General features: G+C 55.6%; 17 protein-coding genes. 10 read left to right on the top strand and 7 right to left on the bottom strand.

The features are described from left to right. Window positions 1-22 precede the first annotated feature (22 nt). Window positions 23-1,492: an amino acid permease gene (locus tag G6Q29_RS12265; RefSeq protein ID WP_165465811.1), complete on the bottom strand. Its 1,470-nt coding sequence runs from the start codon at window positions 1,490-1,492 to the stop codon at window positions 23-25. A gap of 180 nt (window positions 1,493-1,672) precedes the next feature. Continuing rightward, entirely contained in the window at window positions 1,673-2,539 is an 867-nt protein-coding gene (gene yieE / locus G6Q29_RS12270) for a DNA-binding transcriptional regulator YeiE (RefSeq protein ID WP_017383387.1), read from the bottom strand. Between the two features lie 97 nt (window positions 2,540-2,636). On the opposite strand from yieE, the gene G6Q29_RS12275 reads away from it, so the two are divergent. Together G6Q29_RS12275 and nfo are read left to right on the top strand one after the other, a co-directional pair. Then, entirely contained in the window at window positions 2,637-3,683 is a 1,047-nt protein-coding gene (locus G6Q29_RS12275; RefSeq protein ID WP_165465812.1) for a YeiH family protein, read from the top strand. 64 nt (window positions 3,684-3,747) lie between these two features. Further along, the gene (nfo, locus tag G6Q29_RS12280; RefSeq protein ID WP_165465813.1) at window positions 3,748-4,605 is read left to right on the top strand and encodes a deoxyribonuclease IV; all 858 of its coding nucleotides are present in this window, start codon (window positions 3,748-3,750) and stop codon (window positions 4,603-4,605) included. 76 nt (window positions 4,606-4,681) lie between these two features. On the opposite strand, the gene fruA is transcribed toward nfo, so the two are convergent. From fruA to fruB, 3 genes are read right to left on the bottom strand one after another with little or no spacing between them, the layout of a single operon-like run. Then, complete coding sequence (gene fruA, locus G6Q29_RS12285; RefSeq protein WP_165465814.1) at window positions 4,682-6,361, bottom strand: PTS fructose transporter subunit IIBC; 1,680 nt, start codon at window positions 6,359-6,361, stop codon at window positions 4,682-4,684. 16 nt (window positions 6,362-6,377) lie between these two features. Next, window positions 6,378-7,316, bottom strand: coding sequence for a 1-phosphofructokinase (gene fruK, locus G6Q29_RS12290; RefSeq protein WP_006811313.1), 939 nt, complete (start codon window positions 7,314-7,316; stop codon window positions 6,378-6,380). Next, window positions 7,316-8,446 carry a fused PTS fructose transporter subunit IIA/HPr protein gene (fruB, locus tag G6Q29_RS12295; protein ID WP_165465815.1) on the bottom strand — a complete coding sequence of 377 codons (1,131 nt, stop codon included), beginning with the start codon at window positions 8,444-8,446 and terminating at the stop codon, window positions 7,316-7,318. The genes fruK and fruB overlap by 1 nt, the downstream gene beginning before the upstream one ends. Before the next feature lie 75 nt (window positions 8,447-8,521). Here fruB and G6Q29_RS12300 point away from each other — a divergent pair, with 75 nt between their 5' ends. Then, window positions 8,522-8,701: a hypothetical protein gene (locus G6Q29_RS12300; protein ID WP_165465816.1), complete on the top strand. Its 180-nt coding sequence runs from the start codon at window positions 8,522-8,524 to the stop codon at window positions 8,699-8,701. 103 nt (window positions 8,702-8,804) lie between these two features. Continuing rightward, window positions 8,805-9,986 (top strand): sugar efflux transporter SetB, encoded by a 1,182-nt coding sequence (gene setB / locus G6Q29_RS12305; protein WP_015572310.1) that lies wholly within the window; start codon window positions 8,805-8,807, stop codon window positions 9,984-9,986. Here the strand turns inward: setB and G6Q29_RS12310 are convergent. Next, window positions 9,983-10,237, bottom strand: coding sequence for a YkgJ family cysteine cluster protein (locus G6Q29_RS12310; protein WP_165465817.1), 255 nt, complete (start codon window positions 10,235-10,237; stop codon window positions 9,983-9,985). The two genes, setB and G6Q29_RS12310, sit on opposite strands and share 4 nt — an antisense overlap. Window positions 10,238-10,397: 160 nt before the next feature. Here G6Q29_RS12310 and yeiP point away from each other — a divergent pair, with 160 nt between their 5' ends. Then, window positions 10,398-10,970 carry an elongation factor P-like protein YeiP gene (gene yeiP / locus G6Q29_RS12315; RefSeq protein ID WP_003859355.1) on the top strand — a complete coding sequence of 191 codons (573 nt, stop codon included), beginning with the start codon at window positions 10,398-10,400 and terminating at the stop codon, window positions 10,968-10,970. A gap of 116 nt (window positions 10,971-11,086) precedes the next feature. On the opposite strand, the gene uxuA is transcribed toward yeiP, so the two are convergent. Then, complete coding sequence (uxuA, locus tag G6Q29_RS12320; protein WP_165465818.1) at window positions 11,087-12,277, bottom strand: mannonate dehydratase; 1,191 nt, start codon at window positions 12,275-12,277, stop codon at window positions 11,087-11,089. A gap of 205 nt (window positions 12,278-12,482) precedes the next feature. Between uxuA and G6Q29_RS12325 the strand changes: the two genes are divergently transcribed. From G6Q29_RS12325 to G6Q29_RS12345, 5 genes are all read left to right on the top strand, one after another. Then, the gene (locus tag G6Q29_RS12325; RefSeq protein ID WP_165465819.1) at window positions 12,483-13,949 is read left to right on the top strand and encodes a mannitol dehydrogenase family protein; all 1,467 of its coding nucleotides are present in this window, start codon (window positions 12,483-12,485) and stop codon (window positions 13,947-13,949) included. A 123-nt stretch (window positions 13,950-14,072) separates the two neighbouring features. Beyond that, window positions 14,073-15,059, top strand: coding sequence for a CobW family GTP-binding protein (locus tag G6Q29_RS12330; protein ID WP_165465820.1), 987 nt, complete (start codon window positions 14,073-14,075; stop codon window positions 15,057-15,059). A 33-nt stretch (window positions 15,060-15,092) separates the two neighbouring features. Next, a complete protein-coding gene (locus G6Q29_RS12335; protein ID WP_165465821.1) occupies window positions 15,093-15,806 on the top strand; it encodes a phosphatase PAP2 family protein in 714 nt (237 codons plus the stop codon). 415 nt (window positions 15,807-16,221) lie between these two features. Continuing rightward, window positions 16,222-16,791 carry a bifunctional murein DD-endopeptidase/murein LD-carboxypeptidase gene (gene mepS / locus G6Q29_RS12340; protein WP_003859364.1) on the top strand — a complete coding sequence of 190 codons (570 nt, stop codon included), beginning with the start codon at window positions 16,222-16,224 and terminating at the stop codon, window positions 16,789-16,791. A gap of 127 nt (window positions 16,792-16,918) precedes the next feature. Then, window positions 16,919-18,472, top strand: a complete 1,554-nt coding sequence (locus G6Q29_RS12345; protein WP_165465822.1) for a cyclic di-GMP phosphodiesterase — start codon at window positions 16,919-16,921, stop codon at window positions 18,470-18,472. The last annotated feature ends 55 nt before the right edge of the window (window positions 18,473-18,527 follow it).

Here is an 18,527-nt window from a genome sequence, read left to right on the forward strand (position 1 = left end):
GGCTAAAAGAGAGGAAGTGCGGTTAGCGTTTAAATCGTTCCGGGAAATCCATTTCACTGTAGCGAACGAAGCGTGTTCCTTTCGTCAGTTTGTAGCCAAACCAGATGATCAGGAACAGCGGAATGCCAATATAGGTGGCCGTAACGGCGCCCCAGTCAATGGTGTCCGCAAGGAAGGCCTCATAGTTCTGGCCCAGGGTAATGATCAGGCACAGAACGAAGGCGAAGATCGGCCCCAGCGGGAAGAACCCTGAACGGTACGGCAGATTATTCAGGTCATGTCCCTGCTTGACGTACCCGCGACGAAAACGGTAGTGGCTGATGGCAATGCCCAGCCAGGCAATGAAGCCCGTCATACCAGAGGTGTTAAGCAGCCACAGGTAAACCGTCTGGTTACCGAACATGGAGGTCAGGAAACAGAGACCGGCAATCACCGTGGTCGCATACAGCGCGTTGCGCGGCACGCCACCGCGAGACAGTTTCGAGAAAATACGTGGCGCTTTACCGTCGCAGGCCAGGGTGTAGAGCATGCGGGTGGAGGCGTACATCCCGGAGTTACCCGCAGACAGTACCGCCGTCAGGATCACCGCGTTCATCACCGCCGCCGCAGAGAGCAGACCCGCATGCTGGAAGACCAGGGTGAACGGGCTGACGCTGATGTCTTTTACGTCGTTACGCAGCAGGCTTGGGTCGGTATACGGAATGATCAGGCTGATAATCAGGATAGCGAACACATAGAACAGCAGGATACGCCAGAACACCTGACGCACCGCGCGCGGAATGTTCTTCTCCGGATTTTCGGATTCACCGGCCGCAATACCAATCAGCTCCGTGCCCTGGAAAGAGAAGCCGACAATCATCGCCACGCCAATCATCGCGGAGAAGCCCCCGGCAAACGGCGCATCGCCTATCGTCCAGTTACTCCAGCCCGCCGGTTCAGCCCCTTTGAAAATACCAACGATCATCGCCACACCGACGACGATAAAGATGATGACGGTTGCCACTTTAATCAAAGAGAACCAGTATTCCGCTTCGCCGAAACCGCGAACAGAGATGTAGTTCAGCAGGAAGATAACCGCCAGGAACAGGGCGCTCCAGATCCAGCCTGGCGTGTCCGGGAACCACCAGGTCATGACCAGCTGTGCGGCGACGAGGTCAACGGCGATGGTCACCGCCCAGTTGTACCAGTAGTTCCAGCCCAGCGCGAAGCCGAAGCCTTCCTCAACGTATTTTTGTCCGTAGGTCGAAAACGATCCAGACACCGGCATGTATGCCGCCAGTTCGCCCAGGCTGGTCATCAGGAAGTAGACCATCAGGCCAATCAGGATATAAGAGAATAATGCCCCACCCGGGCCGGCTGCCGAAATTGTTGCGCCAGAGGCAACGAAAAGACCCGTACCGATGGAGCCGCCAATGGCGATCATCGTCAGGTGACGCGCCTTAAGTGCGCGACGTAGCGCGGGCGCTTCTGTGGTTTTAGTTTCTGAAACCATGTGAAAATGCTGTCCATTCAATAAATGAGGCGCGATTGTAGCAGACGATCTGCGTTGCTTCCGGCAGAAATGCTCAGTTATAAGAGAGCTTCATGACTCGGCCAGGATTATAAGTAAAGCATAAAAATACAGGATGATAAGCGCGCGTTGCCCCGGTAAGCGAAGCGCCACCGGGAAACGCTAAATGGCGCAGTAACGCAGAAAACGCTGGAGCGAGCTGGAAAGATGTTTCTGACGATGATGGATGCACCACAGCGTGCGCACCAGCTTCGGCAGCGGAACGGGGATCTCAACCAGAGAGCCGGTTTCCAGCTGTTCGGCGATCACCCGCCGGGAAAGACAGCTGATACCCAGGCCATGACGTACCGCATGCTTAATGGCTTCGGAGTTACCTAACTCCATCCCTAACTGGAACTGCGGCAGATGGGACAGCAGCAGATAATCGACAATCTCACGCGTACCGGAGCCCTGCTCTCGCAGGATCCACTGCGCCTGCGCCAGCCGCTCCAGCGTGACCTCGCCCTGTAGTAAAGAAGAGGCCGGGGAGGCAAACACCACCAGCTCATCCTCAAGCCAGGGCTCCGCAATGATATCGACGTTATGGCATGGCCCTTCGATAAGACCAATGTCCACGCGGAAATCAATCACCGCGTTAATCACGTCCTGGCTGTTGCCGACGCTCATCTCCAGCGGCAGGGTCGGAAAATCCCGGCGGTAGCGGGCAATCACTTCCGGCAGGATGTAGTTACCGATAGTGCTGCTGGCGTAAACGCGAATCGCGCCGTTGTCCTCGCGGAACAGCTGTTCGATCTCCGTTGCCTGCTCCAGCAAGGCCAGGGCACGCGGGTACAGCAGGCGGCCATGTTCGTTCACCACCAGCCGTTTTCCTACCCTGTCGAAAAGCTGCACGCCCAGTTGTCCTTCAAGATCGGTCAAGGCCGCGCTGACGGCGGACTGCGAGAGCGCCAGCATTTGTGACGCCTGGGTTGTCGAACCGCTTTTCAGCACTTCGGCAAAAACTTCCAGCTGACGCAATGTAATGTGCATGGTTGCTTACCACTTATAAAGATTAATTATAAATATATAATCAATTTTATTTTTAAGCCAGAGCGCCGTATCCTTTAGCCAGACAAAGGAGAAGGTTATGTCAGAACTCACCTTACAACATCATCGTACAGTGTGGCACTTCGTGCCGGGTCTTGCGCTCAGCGCCGTGGTTACCGGCGTAGCCTTATGGGGCGGCAGTATACCGGCGGTTGCCGGTGCAGGGTTCAGCGCCCTGACGCTGGCCATTCTGCTCGGCATGGTGGTCGGGAACACCGTTTACCCGCACATCTGGAAATCGTGCGACGGCGGCGTGATTTTCGCCAAGCAGCATTTATTACGTCTCGGGATTATTCTGTATGGCTTCCGCCTCACCTTTTCGCAGATTGCGGATGTGGGCGTCAGCGGGATTGCCATTGACGTCCTGACCCTTTCGAGCACCTTTTTACTGGCGTGCTTTATCGGCCAGAAGATCTTTGGGCTGGACAAACAGACCAGCTGGCTGATCGGTGCGGGCAGCAGCATCTGCGGCGCAGCGGCGGTACTGGCAACAGAACCCGTCGTTAAAGCCGAAGCCAGTAAAGTCACGGTTGCCGTCGCGACGGTAGTTATCTTCGGTACGCTGGCGATCTTCCTGTATCCGGCCATGTACCCGCTGGTGGCGCACTGGTTTAGCCCGGAAACTTACGGTATCTATATCGGCTCAACCATGCACGAAGTGGCGCAGGTGGTGGCGGCAGGTCACGCCATTAACCCGGAAGCGGAAAACGCGGCGGTCATCGCCAAAATGCTGCGCGTGATGATGCTGGCCCCGTTCCTGATTTTCCTGGCTGCGCGGGTTAAGCAGCTGGCTCCGGCGGGCGGCAGCGAGAAAAGCAAAATCACCATTCCGTGGTTTGCGATCCTGTTCATCGTGGTCGCCATCTTTAACTCCTTCCACCTGCTGCCAAAAGCGGTGGTAGATATGCTGGTGACGCTCGATACGGTGCTGCTGGCGATGGCGATGGCGGCGCTGGGCGTAACCACTCACGTCAGCGCGCTGAAAAAAGCCGGTGCGAAGCCGCTGCTGATGGCGCTGGTGCTCTTCATCTGGCTGATAGTTGGCGGCGGTGCGATTAACCTTGCGGTACACAGCCTGTTGGCATAAACCCTCTCGTCCTTCTCCTGTTAACCCGTTATCATAGGCATTTTGGGTTAACAGGAGTCTTTTTATGAAATATGTTGGCGCGCACGTCAGCGCTGCCGGTGGCCTTGCGAATGCCGCCATTCGCGCCGCCGAAATCGAGGCGACCGCTTTCGCCCTGTTCACCAAAAACCAGCGCCAGTGGCGCGCCGCAGCGCTCACCGCTGAAGTGATTGATGATTTCAAAGCCGCCTGTGAGAAATACGGCTACGGGCCTGGCCAGATCCTTCCGCACGACAGCTATCTGATTAACCTCGGCCACCCGGTTGCTGAGGCGCTGGAAAAATCCCGCGAAGCGTTCCTGGATGAGGTTCAGCGCTGTGAACAACTGGGGCTGACGCTGCTGAACTTCCATCCCGGCAGCCATCTGATGCAAATCGACGAAGACGCCTGTCTGGCGCGCATCGCCGAGTCTATTAACATGACGCTGGATAAAACCCGGGGCGTGACGGCGGTGATTGAAAATACCGCCGGTCAGGGCAGCAACCTCGGCTTTAAGTTTGAGCATCTGGCGGCGATCATCGACGGCGTGGAAGACAAATCCCGCGTGGGCGTGTGCATTGATACCTGCCACGCGTTTGCCGCCGGTTATGATCTGCGCACAACCGAGGCCACGAAAAATACCTTCGAGGAGTTCGAGCGCATTGTTGGCTTTCAGTATCTTCGCGGTATGCACTTAAACGATGCGAAAAGCGCGTTCGGCAGCCGCGTTGACCGTCACCACAGCCTGGGCGAAGGCAACATCGGCCACGATGCGTTCCGCTTTATCATGCAGGACGCCCGCTTCGACGGTATTCCAATGGTGCTGGAAACCATCAATCCGGATATCTGGGCAGAAGAAATTGCCTGGCTAAAGGCGCAGCAGACCGCTGAACAGGCGGCATAAAAAAAGCCGGGTGCGTAATGCGGCCCGGCTTTTTTTTGCAGGTCGGGTAAGGCGAAGCCGCCACCCGACACCTCTTTTAGGCTGCTTTTGCTTCCGCTTCCGGTCGCTTCAGCACCGCGTAAGACAGGCCCGCCACCAGCGTACCTACAACAATCGCCAGCAGATAACCCAGCACCGGCGTGATGGCGCCAGGGATCAGCAGGACGAACAGACCGCCGTGCGGCGCCATCAGTTTCGCACCTACCGCCATGGAGATAGCGCCAGTGACTGCGCCGCCCACGATACAGCATGGCAGAACACGCATTGGATCGCGTGCCGCAAACGGGATTGCGCCTTCAGTGATAAAGCACAGGCCCAGCACCAGCGCCGCTTTACCGCCTTCCTGCTGCGCTTTATCGAACTTACGACGGGCAATGATTGTCGCCAGGCCAAGCGCCAGCGGTGGCACCATACCTGCCGCCATGATCGCCGCCATCGGCGCATAGGTCTGGGTACTCAGCAGGCCAACGCCAAACGCATATGCCGCTTTGTTTACAGGACCCCCCATGTCGGTACACATCATACCGCCGAGGATTGCGCCCAACAGCACCGCGTTCGCCGTCCCCATGGTTTGCAGCCAGTGGGTCAGACCTTCCAGAATGCCCGCGACCGGTTTACCAATCAGGTAAATCATCGCCAGACCGACCACCAGGCTGGAGATCAGCGGAATGATAAGGATAGGTTTCAGCGCCTCCATGCTCTGCGGCAGCTTCAGTTTCGAGCTAATCAGCTTCGCCACATAACCGGCAAGGAAACCGGCGATGATACCGCCGATAAAGCCAGAACCGGTGCTCACGGCCAGCATACCGCCGATAAGACCCGGCGTCAGACCCGGACGGTCAGCAATGGAGAAGGCGATAAAGCCCGCCAGCACCGGCACCATCAGCGCAAACGCGGAGCCACCGCCAATCTGCATCAAGGCTGCCGCCAGCGTGCCCGGCTCTTTAAACGCCTCGATACCAAAGGCGAAGGAGAGCGCAATACACAGGCCGCCCGCCACCACCATCGGCAGCATGTAGGATACGCCGGTCAGCAGGTGGCGATACGCACCCGCAGACTCTTTTTTCCCTTCAGTCGCAGTTTTAGCCGCACCGGTTGCCTGATACGGTTTGGCTTCTGCCAGCGCCTTATCAAACTCCTGCGCAGTTTTCTTTAGCGCCAGGCCTGTAGAAGTGCGGTACATCGGCTTCCCGGCAAACTTCGCCAGATCCACTTCGATATCGGCCGCCACAATCACCAGATCGGCTTCCGCCACCTCTTCCGGCGTGATGGCGTTGCCCGCGCCAACAGAGCCGCGGGTTTCAACCTTCACCCACCAGCCTCGTTTTTTCGCTTCGGTTTCAATGGCTTCAGCCGCCATAAAGGTGTGAGCTACACCTGTCGGGCAGGCCGTTACCGCAACAATGCGTTTCGGCCCAGCGGCGGCAACCGGCGCCGCCTCAACGGGTGCGCTGTAAACCGTCGCATGGCCTTTTGCTTCGCTCAGAAACAGTTCAGGGTGTGCCACCGCGCGATTAATATCGCCCAGCCACACTTTTTTGCCGTTCAGGGCGCTGTCCGCAGGGATTTTGTCGCCCAGAACAATCGCCATTTCAGCATCACCCGGATTATCAATGATTTCCAGATGCGCTTTTTGTGCCGCCGCGCCCAGCAGGGTCTTCGCCATATAGGCACGAGCCTGTCCGAGACCGGAGTCAATGATCAGCAGCGTTTTCATTATTCCTCTCCTGCTGTTAGTTAAAAGGTTTTAAGTCAACGCGCGCCATCATCGCGGCTAACTGGGTACGATCGGTAATACCGACATTGCTCTGGCTCACGGCCAGGGCCGCAACGGCGGTAGCAAGACGTAAGGTATGTTCACTGGATTCGCGCATCAGCAGGCCGTAAATCAGGCCGCCAACCATCGAATCCCCTGCGCCAACGGTGCTCACCACTTCCATTGACGGCGGTTTGGCAATCCATTCCCCGGAGGCGTTAACCCACAGGGCACCTTCTGCACCCAGAGAAATCACCACGTGAGCGATACCCTGCTCGCGCAGCGCATGGGCAGCGTCAATCACATCCTTTAATTCTGGCAACTTACGGCCCGCCCAGATCTCCAGTTCGCGGCGGTTAGGCTTAACCAGCCATGGCGAGGCTTTCAGACCGGCGACCAGCGCGTCGCGGCTGCTGTCGAAAATAATGCACGGGCACTGGCTGCGCAGGCGCGTCATCCAGTCGGTGAACGCTTCCGGGCTGACGCCGGACGGCAGACTGCCGCTGACGCACACCATATCAAACTGGCCCAGCCAGCTCAGGGAATCGGCAACAAAGCGCTCCCAGTCCGCCGGGGTGACTTCAAAGCCGGAGAAGTTCAGATCGGTTACTTCACCGTCTTTCTCGGTCAGCTTAACGTTGATGCGGGTACGGCCCTGTACAACCTGAAAACGGTTGGCGATGCCCAGTTCACTGAACAACTGCTGAAAACCGTCCTGGTTGTCTTTACCGAGGAAGCCGCCTACGGTGACGTCGATGCCGAGATCTTTCAGCACTTTCGCCACATTAATCCCTTTCCCTGCGGCATGCAGGCCGGTCGTCCGCACCAGGTTAACTTCGCCACGTTCAATTTCCGGGCAGAAACCCACCAGATCGTAAGCCGGGTTCAGCGTAATGGTCGCAACACGTCTGCTCATTATGCGCCCTCCCCCAGACCGGCCGCGATGGCGTCGCCAATCGCTTTCAGCGCCTGTTCAGCATCCGCACCCTGCGCGGTGAAGCGCAGACGATGGCCTTTCTTCACGCCCAGCGCGACCACTTTCATCAGGCTGCGCCCGTTGGCTGGTTTACCCGAACCGTCCAGATTGGTCACGGTGATCTCACTTTCAAATTGTTTAATGGTATTCACCAGCATGGTGCCCGGACGGGCATGCAGGCCGTGTTCGTTACGCACCACGTACTCTGCACTTAGCAGGTCATCCGTCAGCGCATCGTCACTGGTCAGCAGAGCCAGCACGGTCGCCGCATCGGCGTTCAGCAATTTTTCAGCTTTGTTGTTCAGCAGCAGATCGCCCAGACGCTTCAGTACGGAAACCGGCCGATCGTCAGCCATCGCAACCGTTATCAGCATCGCGGCGCGTTCGCCGTCTGTCTCAAAGGCAACCGCAGCACGGCTGACCGCGATAGCGCTACGCAAGTTGCCTTCAGCACTGTCGTTTAGCCAGATGCCCTGACCCAGATTCAATGGCTTATCATTGATGGTGTGCGAGACGAAAACGGCATCTGCCGCGCCCACCTCTTTCAGGCGAGCCGCGTTCAGCGCCTGGAGGGTGACCAGATCGGACGCAACGACGTCCAGCGTCAGGGTTTCATTATCCAGCTTCAGCGCTTCGCGCTGCTTTTCGCCCATTAGCAGGGCACGCAGCTCTTCAGCAGTGGTGGCGGATTTAAGCTGTTCCGCGACGGCATCATCGCTCAGCACGTGCGTCAGCTGACGCAGCAGGCCCAGGTGTTCGTCACCGCTGGCCGCGATGCCGATCGCCACATAAGCCACCTGACCCTCGCCCCACAGCACGCCCTGCGGGAACTGGAAAACCTGCACACCGGTTTTCAGCACCTGATCGCGGGTGTCCGTGGTGCCGTGCGGAATTGCAATACCGTTACCGAGGAAGGTGGAGGTCTGCTGTTCACGCGCCAGCATGCCGTTGACGTAGCCGTCAGCCACGTTGCCAGCCTGCACGAGCGCAGCGGCGACCTGGCGAATAGCCTCTTCTTTATCCCCGGCCTGTTCGCCCGGGTGAATATCCTGAACAGATAACTGGAACATGATTCTCCTCTCCTGCTGAAATTGAATCGTTTCAGCTTAACTGAGAAAATAGGCGCTAACCTGCTTCTTCAGGACATGCAAGATAGCGCTGAAACGTTTCAAGAAGTCTTGTCTTTTCTACAAAAGGTTGCAAGAAAAGTTACATTTCTTGTTGCAGAATTTAGAAGTGCAGCACATTTCTTCTTCAGTCGGGAGGTTTTTGCTGATGTTCAGCAAACAGGTTCAGCACGCTTCAGCGATACGGCGATAAACTGAAATGCTATTTTGATTTATTGTGGCAATCTTGATTTTGCCCTCTGTTTATTTAATGACAGGCGGCGTAAACTCCGGCTCTCTCTGTTACTCGCAAAGACTGAACATGCATAACACCCCCGCTGCCGCCTCACCAAAGCCTTTTGATTTGACGTCAACGGCGTTTTTGATCGTTGCTTTTCTCACCGGTATTGCCGGTGCGTTACAAACGCCTACGCTGAGCCTGTTTCTGACCAACGAAGTCCACGCGCGTCCTGCGATGGTCGGCTTCTTCTTCACCGGGAGCGCCATCATCGGCATTTTCGTCAGCCAGTTTCTTGCCGGCCGCTCAGACCGCAAAGGCGATCGCAAAAGCCTGATCGTTTTTTGCTGCCTGCTCGGGGTGTTTGCCTGCCTGCTGTTTGCCTGGAACCGTAACTACTTCATTCTGCTGTTTGTGGGCGTCTTCCTGAGCAGTTTCGGCTCGACCGCCAACCCGCAAATGTTCGCCCTTGCCCGAGAGCATGCCGACCGTACCGGGCGGGAAGCGGTGATGTTCAGCTCGATACTGCGCGCGCAGGTGTCGCTGGCCTGGGTAATTGGCCCCCCGCTCGCCTACGCGCTGGCGATGGGTTTTGGCTTTACGGTGATGTACCTCAGCGCAGCCGTGGCCTTCGTGGTGTGCGGCGCAATGGTCTGGTTCTTTCTGCCCTCCATGCGCAAAGAGCCGAAAGTGGCGACCGGTACGCTGGAAGCTCCGCGACGCAACCGCCGCGACGCGCTGCTGTTATTCATTATCTGCACGCTGATGTGGGGAACCAACAGCCTCTATATCATTAATATGCCGCTGTTTATTATTGATGAACTGCATCTGCCGGAGAAGCTGGCCGGGATCATGATGGGAACCGCCGCGGGGCTTGAGATCCCCACCATGCTGATTGCGGGCTATTACGCGAAGCGCTTCGGCAAGCGCTTTTTGATGCGCGTCGCCGCCGTAGCCGGGCTGCTGTTTTACGTCGGTATGCTGACGGTACATACGCCAGCCCTGCTTCTTGCTTTACAGCTGCTGAACGCCATTTACATCGGTATTCTGGCCGGTATCGGTATGCTCTATTTCCAGGATCTGATGCCGGGTCAGGCAGGCTCTGCCACCACCCTTTATACTAATACCACCCGCGTGGGCTGGATTATTGCAGGCTCACTGGCGGGCGTTGTGGCTGAAATCTGGAACTATCATACGGTGTTCTGGATTGCGCTGGTGATGTGCGTCCTGACGCTGAGCTGCCTGACGCGAATCAAAGACGTTTAAGGCGCGGTGAGCGCTTCCAGCTCAAGCAACCAGGTGATGGCCTGCTGGCGCGTACTGCCGCACATTTCGGCGGTTGGCTGTAGCCCTGAGCACACCTTCGGGCGCTGGGGCGAGCCAAAGATCATGCACAGGTTAGATTCAGAGAGCTGAACACAGCGGGTATTGGCGGGCTTGCCCTCAGGCATTCCCGGTATGGGGCTTGAAATGGACGGAGCGGTACAGCACGCGCCGCAATCTGGACGACAATCCATACATGCTCTCTCAGTGACGAAGCCCGTGCAGTCGGGCATCGGCGCACAGTAACACCTTTTATGTATTGATAGCAAAACCCACGAATTCCGCTTGCCTGAAAGGCCGCGCGCGAGTAATTTGGCGCGATATTTTTTACCTCCCGTAAACAGGATTACTGCAATGCCAAGAGCGAACGAAATTAAGAAAGGTATGGTACTGAATTACAACGGCAAACTGCTGATTGTGAAAGATATCGACATTCAGGCACCCAGCGCCCGTGGCGCAGCAACGCTGTACAAAATGCGTTTCTCCGATGTCCGCACCGGCCTGAAAGTGGAAGAACGTTTTAAAGGCGACGATATCGTCGATACCGTGACCCTGACCCGTCGCTACGTTGATTTCTCCTACATCGACGGCAACGAATACGTGTTCATGGATAAAGAAGATTACACTCCGTATATCTTCACCAAAGATCAGATCGAAGAAGAGCTTCTGTTTATTCCTGAAGGCGGAATGCCGGACATGCAGGTGCTGACCTGGGATGGTGTGCTGCTGGCGCTGGAGCTGCCGCAGACCGTTGATCTGGAAATTGTTGAAACGGCGCCGGGCATCAAAGGCGCGTCTGCAAGTGCGCGTAACAAACCGGCTACCCTGACTACCGGTCTGGTCGTACAGGTGCCAGAGTACCTGTCGGCGGGCGAGAAAATCCGTATCCATATCGAAGAAAAACGCTATATGGGTCGTGCTGACTGATTGCGGCGTTTGCCGGGTGGCGGCTGCGTCTTACCCGGCCTACAAAAACACAAAAACCGGCATCAGAGCCGGTTTTTCGTAGGCCCGGTAAGCGTAGCGCCACCGGGCAATGAGGCTTAAAGAAGTTCCGGATATTTCGTCATTTTCAGCGCCAGCTCGATACCACGCACTTCTGCCATCCCTTTCAGACGGCCAATCGCCGAATACCCTGGATTCGTTTTCTTGCGCAGATCGTCCAGCATCTGGTGCCCGTGATCCGGACGGAAGGGTATAGGACGCTCATCCCCCGCCTGCTTACGACGTACCTCTTCAGCCAGAATGGCATCCACCACCGCAACCATGTTCACGTCGCCACCAAGATGGGCTGCTTCGTGGAAGGTTTTCGGATTCTCTTCACGGCAGGTTGCACGCAGGTGGGTGAAATGAATGCGATCGCCGAAGGTTTCGATCATCCGCACCAAATCGTTATCCGCACGCACGCCGTAAGAGCCGGTACACATGGTAAATCCATTGTAGATGCTATCTACCGTCTCTTTCAGCCACTGCATATCTTCAATGGTCGAAACGATACGCGGCAGGCCAAGGATAGGCCGCGGTGGATCGTCCGGGTGGACCGCCAGCCGCACGCCAGCCTCTTCTGCCACCGGCACGATAGCGCGCAGGAAGTACGCCATGTTTTCACGCAGCTGGTTTTTATCGATATCGCCATATTCCGCCAGGCGCGCGCGGAACCGATCGAGGGTATAGCCCTCTTCCGCCCCCGGCAGGCCCGCGATGATATTGCGAACCAGCTTCTCAATGTCCGCTTCACTGGCGGCATTGAACCATGCCAGCGCCTGCTGCTGCTCTTCGGCGGTGTAGTCCGCTTCCGCCCCCGGACGCTTCAGAATGTGCAGTTCGAAAGCCGCAAAGGCGATTTGATCGAAACGCAGCGCCTTCGAACCATCGGCCATTTCATATTCCAGGTCGGTACGCGTCCAGTCCAGAATTGGCATAAAGTTGTAGCAGACGGTATCAATACCGCAGGCTGCCAGGTTACGAATGCTCTGCTGATAATTCGCAATCCAGGTATCACACTCACCGGAGTGGGTTTTGATATCCTCATGAACCGGAATACTTTCCACAACAGACCAGGTTAACCCCTTCTCTGCCAGCTGAGCCTGACGCTTTTGGATTTCCTCCACCGGCCACACCTGACCGTTAGGAATATGATGCAGCGCCGTGACCACACCCGTTGCGCCAGCCTGACGCACATCATCAAGAGAAACCGGATCGTTCGGCCCGTACCAACGCCAGGTTTGTTCCATTGCCCCACCCTCTCAAGTTGTTATACCAATACGTGTTACGTTAATGACGACTACCATACATGTTTAATTGGAGTGGTCAATACAGCGCACGATATTGATTGATCAAACTCACATAACCGGGATATTTACGGCTTACCAATTTAATTTGTTGTCATATAACTTTACACTGACGTTGTTAATTAATGGTTAATCAGGTGTGTACTACATGAAGACTATTGCCTCCACCGCGCTTCCTGCTCATGTCCAGCAGCCCCGCTACGCTCGCGAGCAGTTACGCTCCCGCATCGTCCATTTCGGCTTTGGCGCGTTTCACCGGGCGCATCAGGCGTTGTTAACAAACCGGGTACTGAATGCCAAAGGAGGCGACTGGGGAATTTGTGAGATTAGCCTCTTTAGCGGCGATGTCCTCATGAGCCAGCTCCGGGCGCAGGATCATCTGTTTACCGTGCTGGAGAAAGGTGCCGACGGCAATCAGCCCATTATTATCGGTGCGGTAAAAGAGTGCCTGAACGCCAAACTCGACTCGCTGACTGCCATTATTGAAAAGTTCTGCGAACCGCAGGTGGCAATTGTCTCCCTCACCATTACCGAAAAAGGCTACTGCATCGATCCGGCGACGGGAAAACTGGATATGCAGAACAGCCGTATCCTGCACGATCTTGAGCACCCGTCTGAGCCGCACTCCGCGCCGGGTATTCTGGTTGAAGCGCTTCATCGTCGCCGCGAGCGGGGCCTGCCGGCGTTTACCGTGCTCTCCTGCGACAATATTCCCGACAACGGCCACGTGGTGAAAAATGCCGTTCTCGGCATGGCCGGAAAGCGTTCCGTAGAGCTGGCCGGATGGATCGAGACGCACGTGAGCTTTCCTGGCACCATGGTCGACCGAATCGTGCCCGCCGCCACTGACGCTTCACTTGCGGAAATCACCCAGGAACTTGGCGTTGAAGATCCCTGCGCCATCAGCTGTGAGCCGTTCATTCAGTGGGTGGTGGAAGATAACTTTGTCGCCGGACGCCCGGAGTGGGAGGTTGCAGGCGTACAGATGGTTGAGGACGTCCTGCCCTGGGAGCAGATGAAGCTGCGGATGCTGAACGGCAGCCACTCCTTCCTCGCTTATCTGGGTTACCTTGCAGGCTACGCGCACATTAATGAATGCATGCAGGACGACAGCTTCCGCGAAGCCGCCCGCAGGCTGATGCTGAATGAGCAGGCCCCTACGCTGCGCATCACCAACGTTGATCTGACAGCCTATGCTGACAGCCTGCTTGACCGCTTTGCTAATCCGGCGCTACAGCATCGTACATGGCAAATCGCTATGGACGGCAGCCAGAAGCTGCCTCAACGCATGCTGGATGGGATCCGCGTGCATCTTGAGCGTAACACCGACTGGCCATTACTGGCGCTGGGGGTAGCGGGCTGGATGCGCTATGCCAGCGGTACGGACGAACAGGGCAACGCCATTGACGTACGCGATCCGCTGAGTGAAAAGTTTCAGGCCATTGTCGCTACCAGCGGCGACGCAGAACGCGTTAGCGCTCTGCTGACGCTAAATGAGATCTTTGGCGACGACCTGCCGCAAAACCCAGCCTTTGTCGAGGCGATTAGCGGGGCGTACCAGCGCCTCGTCCGACTCGGCGCGCGTCAGGCTGTTATTGAAACGTTAAAAATTTAGCGATTATTGCGTTTAAGGCGAACGGTTTTGCGCTCCGTTCGCCCTCCCTCTTCTCAATGCCCGTTTTTTTCGTCAGGATGATAGATAGTTGTTACTACATCACAATTATTTATCGGAGCGCACGTGACCAAAACCAACCTGATCACCGGTTTTCTCGGCAGCGGTAAAACTACGTCCATTTTGCATTTGCTGGCCAATAAAGATCCGGCGGAAAAGTGGGCCGTGCTGGTCAACGAATTTGGCGAAGTGGGGATCGACGGCGCGCTGCTCGCCGACAGCGGCGCGATGGTGAAAGAGATCCCGGGCGGGTGTATGTGCTGCGTGAATGGTCTGCCGATGCAGGTCGGGCTGAATACGCTGCTGCGTCAGGGCAAGCCGGACCGGTTGCTAATCGAGCCTACCGGGCTGGGTCATCCGAAGCAAATTCTTGATTTACTCACCGCCCCGGTATACGAGCCGTGGCTTGAGCTGCGCGCGACGCTTTGCCTGCTCGACCCCCGCCAGCTGCTGGATGAAAAAGCGATCGATAACGACAATTTCCGCGACCAGCTCGCCTCGGCAGATATTATCGTGGCGAATAAATCCGATCGCGCGACGGCTGAGAGTCAGGCCGCGTTCGAGTCCTGGTGGCAGAAGGCTGGCGGTGGACGCCAGTATGTGCAGACGACCCAGGGGAACATTGATGGCGCCCTGCTCGACCTTCCCCGCCTCAATCAGACGCCACTGCCTGCCAGCGCAGAACATTCGCATAGCCACGGCGCGAAGCAGGGTCTGGCTGCACTTAGCCTGCCGGCGCATCAGCGCTGGCGTCGTAACCTGAACAGCGGTCAGGGGCATCAGGCATGCGGATGGATCTTCGATGCCGATACGGTATTCGACACTATTGGTATACTGGAGTGGGCGAGGCTGGCGCCCGTCGAGCGGGTGAAAGGAATTATGCGTACTCCGGATGGCCTGGTGCGCATAAATCGTCAGGGCGAGGATTTCTTTATAGAAACGCAGAACGTCGCGCCCCCCGACAGCCGTGTAGAGTTAATAAGTGCGGTTAATACCGACTGGAATGCCCTCCAGTCAAGCCTGTTGAAGCTTCGTTTAAGTTTAGGCGGCTAACGTTGCCCCTGATTTCACACATTGCTGAAGACTATGACGACTCGACTTCCTGCTATTTTATTGCTCAATGCTGCCGGTCTGGCGCTCTTTTTCTCCTGGTATATCCCGGCGGATCACGGTTTCTGGTTCCCGCTGGATTCCGGGCTGTTCCACTTCTTTAACCAGGCGCTGGCGAAGAGTGAAGCCTTCCTGTGGCTGGTGGCGATCACCAACAACCGCGCGTTTGACGGCTGTTCGCTGCTGGCAATGGGCTGTCTGATGCTCTCCTTCTGGCTGAAGGAAGACAAAACGGGTCGTCGCCGTATTCTGATTATCGGCCTGGTGATGCTGCTGACGGCAGTGATTATCAACCAGCTGGCGCAGCATCTGATGCCGGTTAAACGCGCCAGCCCTTCGCTCTCTTTCCCGAATATTAACCGCGTCAGCGAACTGCTGCATATTCCAACTAAAGATGCCTCGAAGGACAGTTTCCCGGGCGACCACGGTATGATGCTGCTGATTTTCGCTGGCTTCATGCTGCGCTATTTCGGTAAAAAAGCCTTCGCTATCGCCCTGGTTATTGTGGTGGTATTTGCATTCCCGCGGGTGATGATTGGCGCTCACTGGCTGACTGATATCGCAGTAGGCTCACTCACGGCGGTGTTGATTGGTTTACCATGGGTACTAATGACCCCTTTGAGCGATCGTTTAATCACTATTTTTGATCGCTATCTTCCCGGCAAATTTAAACAAGTCAGAAACAAATAAATAGCGCAAATTAACACCATTCATCAGGGATCGTTTTCGATCCCTGACTCACTTCTTTCCGGCGTCGTTCAACGCCGTCATCATCCCGTCATACTATTCGTGATAAAAATGAATCAATTGCGGGGATTACCGGTATAAATGATGGCATTTTGAGCAATCCTGCGGTGGAACTTTGTGTATCACATTTTCTTATAAAAAATCGGACTTTTTTGCTCGCAATACCCGGTGCAATCGGTTAACCTCGAACTCGTTTTGCCCCATTGAGATAATTATTATCATGGTGAATAATTTTGTGCGTTGAGCCACAGTTTTCACCATAAAGAATTGTCTCATTGTGAACAGATAATTAGTCTCGTCACGGTTGGCATTTTTATAACGATATTTTCGTTAAGGACTTCAAGGGAAAACAAACAAAATGGTCAAATCTCAACCAATTTTGAGATATATCTTGCGGGGGATCCCGGCGATTGCAGTGGCGGTACTGCTTTCGGCATGTAGTACAACGAATACCGCGAAGAATATGCATCCTGAGACGCGTGTTGTGGGAATGGAAGATTCCTCTTCACTGCAAGCCTCTCAGGATGAATTTGAAAATATGGTACGTAATCTCGACGTTAAGTCGCGTATTATGGATCAGTATGCTGACTGGAAAGGCGTGCGTTACCGTCTGGGCGGCAGCACCAAGAAAGGCATTGATTGCTCCGCGTTCGTACAGCGCACGTTCCGTGAGCAGTTTGGGTTAGACCTTCCGCGTTCTACCTATGAACAGCAGGAAATGGGCAAATCCATTTCGCGCACTAAGCTGCGCACGGGCGATTTAGTCCTGTTCAGAGCGGGTTCAACCGGTCGACACGTTGGCATCTATATTGGTAACGATCAGTTTGTTCATGCATCCACCAGCAGTGGTGTGACGATTTCCAGCATGAACGAACCTTACTGGAAGAAGCGCTACAACGAAGCTCGCCGCGTTCTGAGCCGTAGTTAACATTGCTGTCGTATCGCGGGTTATCCCTTGGCTGGCGATACGATAAAAAAAGCACTGCTCCGGCAGTGTTTTTTTTTGCCCGTTACACTGATAGTTATCCAGCGGCATTTCAGGAATCACGCCATCTATGTTTACCCGCTACTTCTCCAGCAACCGAAAGATACTGTTTCTCAGTTTCCTTACAGGGTTATTCACTGCCCTGCTTCTGGGATCATTACAGTTTTACTGGAGCTATCACAAGCGAGACGTCAGATTCGATACCCTCATTACCGATTTAAGCGTCTACATGGAGAGCTATTTCGATGAGCTCAAAATGTCGATAGATACGCTCCAGCCACTCACGCTGAACAGCTGCGAGGAAGTGCGTGACGCCCTGACCTCTCGTGCGGCTTTTAGCATAAACGTGCGCGCCTTTTTGCTGGTCAGGGATAAAAACGCCTACTGCTCTTCCGCCACGGGTCCGATGAATGTCCCCATGGAAGCGCTTATCCCTGAGCTGCACATCAGCAAACCGATTGATATGGCGCTCCTGCCGGGTACGCCGATGTTGCCGGATAAGCCCGCCATTGCCATCTGGTATCGCAACCCGCTGGTGAAAGACGGCGGCGTGTTTACCTCCATTAACATCAACCTGACGCCTTATCTTCTCTATACGTTACGACAGGATGAGTTTACCGGTATCTCCATCATCATCGGCGATATCGCGCTATCCACTCAGTCCGGAACGCTGGTACAGGCACGTGGTTTATCCGGTAACCCTGCCCGAACCGCTACGCTGAAAAATGTCCCTCTGACCATACACGTCTATGCGGATGCCTGGACGACAGATGAAGTGATGTTCGCCCTGTTTTTCGGTCTGGTCTGCGGTATCGCAGCGGGCCTGCTGAATTTCTATATTCTTACAATCCGTTTGAATCCCGGGAAAGAGATCCTCACGGCCATCAAGCGCGACCAGTTTTACGTGGTCTATCAGCCCGTCGTCGGTGCGCAGTCGCTCAAAATGACCGGACTGGAAGTCCTGATGCGCTGGAAGCACCCGGTGATGGGCGAAATACCGCCGGATGCCTTTATTAATTTCGCCGAAGCGCAGAAGCTGATTGTCCCGCTGACGCTGCATCTTTTTGACCTGATTATTCGCGATGCCCCTGTCCTTCAAACCCTGCTTCCGCCTGGAGCCAAGTTTGGAATCAACATCGCCCCAGGTCATCTGCATGCGGAAAGTTTTAAACAGGATATGCGCGCGTTTGCCGCCGCCCTTCCGCCCGATCACTTCCAGATTGTGCTGGAGATAACCGAGCGCGACATGATTAATCACCGCGAGGCTAATCAGCTGTTCGAATGGCTTCACGATGAAGGGTTTGAAATCGCCATCGATGATTTTGGTACCGGCCATAGCGCACTGATCTATCTGGAACGCTTCACGATGGATTATCTGAAAATTGACCGTGGCTTCGTGAATGCCATCGGGACTGAAACCGTCACCTCGCCAGTACTTGACGCGGTGCTGACGCTGGCAGAACGTCTGGACATGTTAACCGTTGCCGAGGGCGTCGAAACCCCTGAGCAGGCGGCGTGGCTGCGCGAGCATGGCGTGAACTATCTTCAGGGCTACTGGATCGGCCGCCCGATGCCGCTGGAGCAGTTCAGGACGTGGCAACCTGACATCACGCTCGGGGAATAATTTCACAATCACGGCGCTGTCCCTTATTATTCTCCTCAACCGAGCCTGCCTGTGA

The organism is Enterobacter cloacae, assembly GCF_011078175.1.
Classification (GTDB): Bacteria; Pseudomonadota; Gammaproteobacteria; order Enterobacterales; family Enterobacteriaceae; genus Enterobacter; species Enterobacter cloacae_Q.

Excerpts from the sequence above, each read along its gene's own strand:
- G6Q29_RS12265 (WP_165465811.1), bottom strand. The coding sequence starts at position 1,492 with ATGGTTTCAGAAACTAAAACCACAGAAGCGCCCGCGCTACGTCGCGCA.
- yieE (WP_017383387.1), bottom strand. The coding sequence starts at position 2,539 with ATGCACATTACATTGCGTCAGCTGGAAGTTTTTGCCGAAGTGCTGAAA.
- G6Q29_RS12275 (WP_165465812.1), top strand. The coding sequence starts at position 2,637 with ATGTCAGAACTCACCTTACAACATCATCGTACAGTGTGGCACTTCGTG.
- nfo (WP_165465813.1), top strand. The coding sequence starts at position 3,748 with ATGAAATATGTTGGCGCGCACGTCAGCGCTGCCGGTGGCCTTGCGAAT.
- fruA (WP_165465814.1), bottom strand. The coding sequence starts at position 6,361 with ATGAAAACGCTGCTGATCATTGACTCCGGTCTCGGACAGGCTCGTGCC.
- fruK (WP_006811313.1), bottom strand. The coding sequence starts at position 7,316 with ATGAGCAGACGTGTTGCGACCATTACGCTGAACCCGGCTTACGATCTG.
- fruB (WP_165465815.1), bottom strand. The coding sequence starts at position 8,446 with ATGTTCCAGTTATCTGTTCAGGATATTCACCCGGGCGAACAGGCCGGG.
- G6Q29_RS12300 (WP_165465816.1), top strand. The coding sequence starts at position 8,522 with ATGCAAGATAGCGCTGAAACGTTTCAAGAAGTCTTGTCTTTTCTACAA.
- setB (WP_015572310.1), top strand. The coding sequence starts at position 8,805 with ATGCATAACACCCCCGCTGCCGCCTCACCAAAGCCTTTTGATTTGACG.
- G6Q29_RS12310 (WP_165465817.1), bottom strand. The coding sequence starts at position 10,237 with ATGGATTGTCGTCCAGATTGCGGCGCGTGCTGTACCGCTCCGTCCATT.
- yeiP (WP_003859355.1), top strand. The coding sequence starts at position 10,398 with ATGCCAAGAGCGAACGAAATTAAGAAAGGTATGGTACTGAATTACAAC.
- uxuA (WP_165465818.1), bottom strand. The coding sequence starts at position 12,277 with ATGGAACAAACCTGGCGTTGGTACGGGCCGAACGATCCGGTTTCTCTT.
- G6Q29_RS12325 (WP_165465819.1), top strand. The coding sequence starts at position 12,483 with ATGAAGACTATTGCCTCCACCGCGCTTCCTGCTCATGTCCAGCAGCCC.
- G6Q29_RS12335 (WP_165465821.1), top strand. The coding sequence starts at position 15,093 with ATGACGACTCGACTTCCTGCTATTTTATTGCTCAATGCTGCCGGTCTG.
- mepS (WP_003859364.1), top strand. The coding sequence starts at position 16,222 with ATGGTCAAATCTCAACCAATTTTGAGATATATCTTGCGGGGGATCCCG.
- G6Q29_RS12345 (WP_165465822.1), top strand. The coding sequence starts at position 16,919 with ATGTTTACCCGCTACTTCTCCAGCAACCGAAAGATACTGTTTCTCAGT.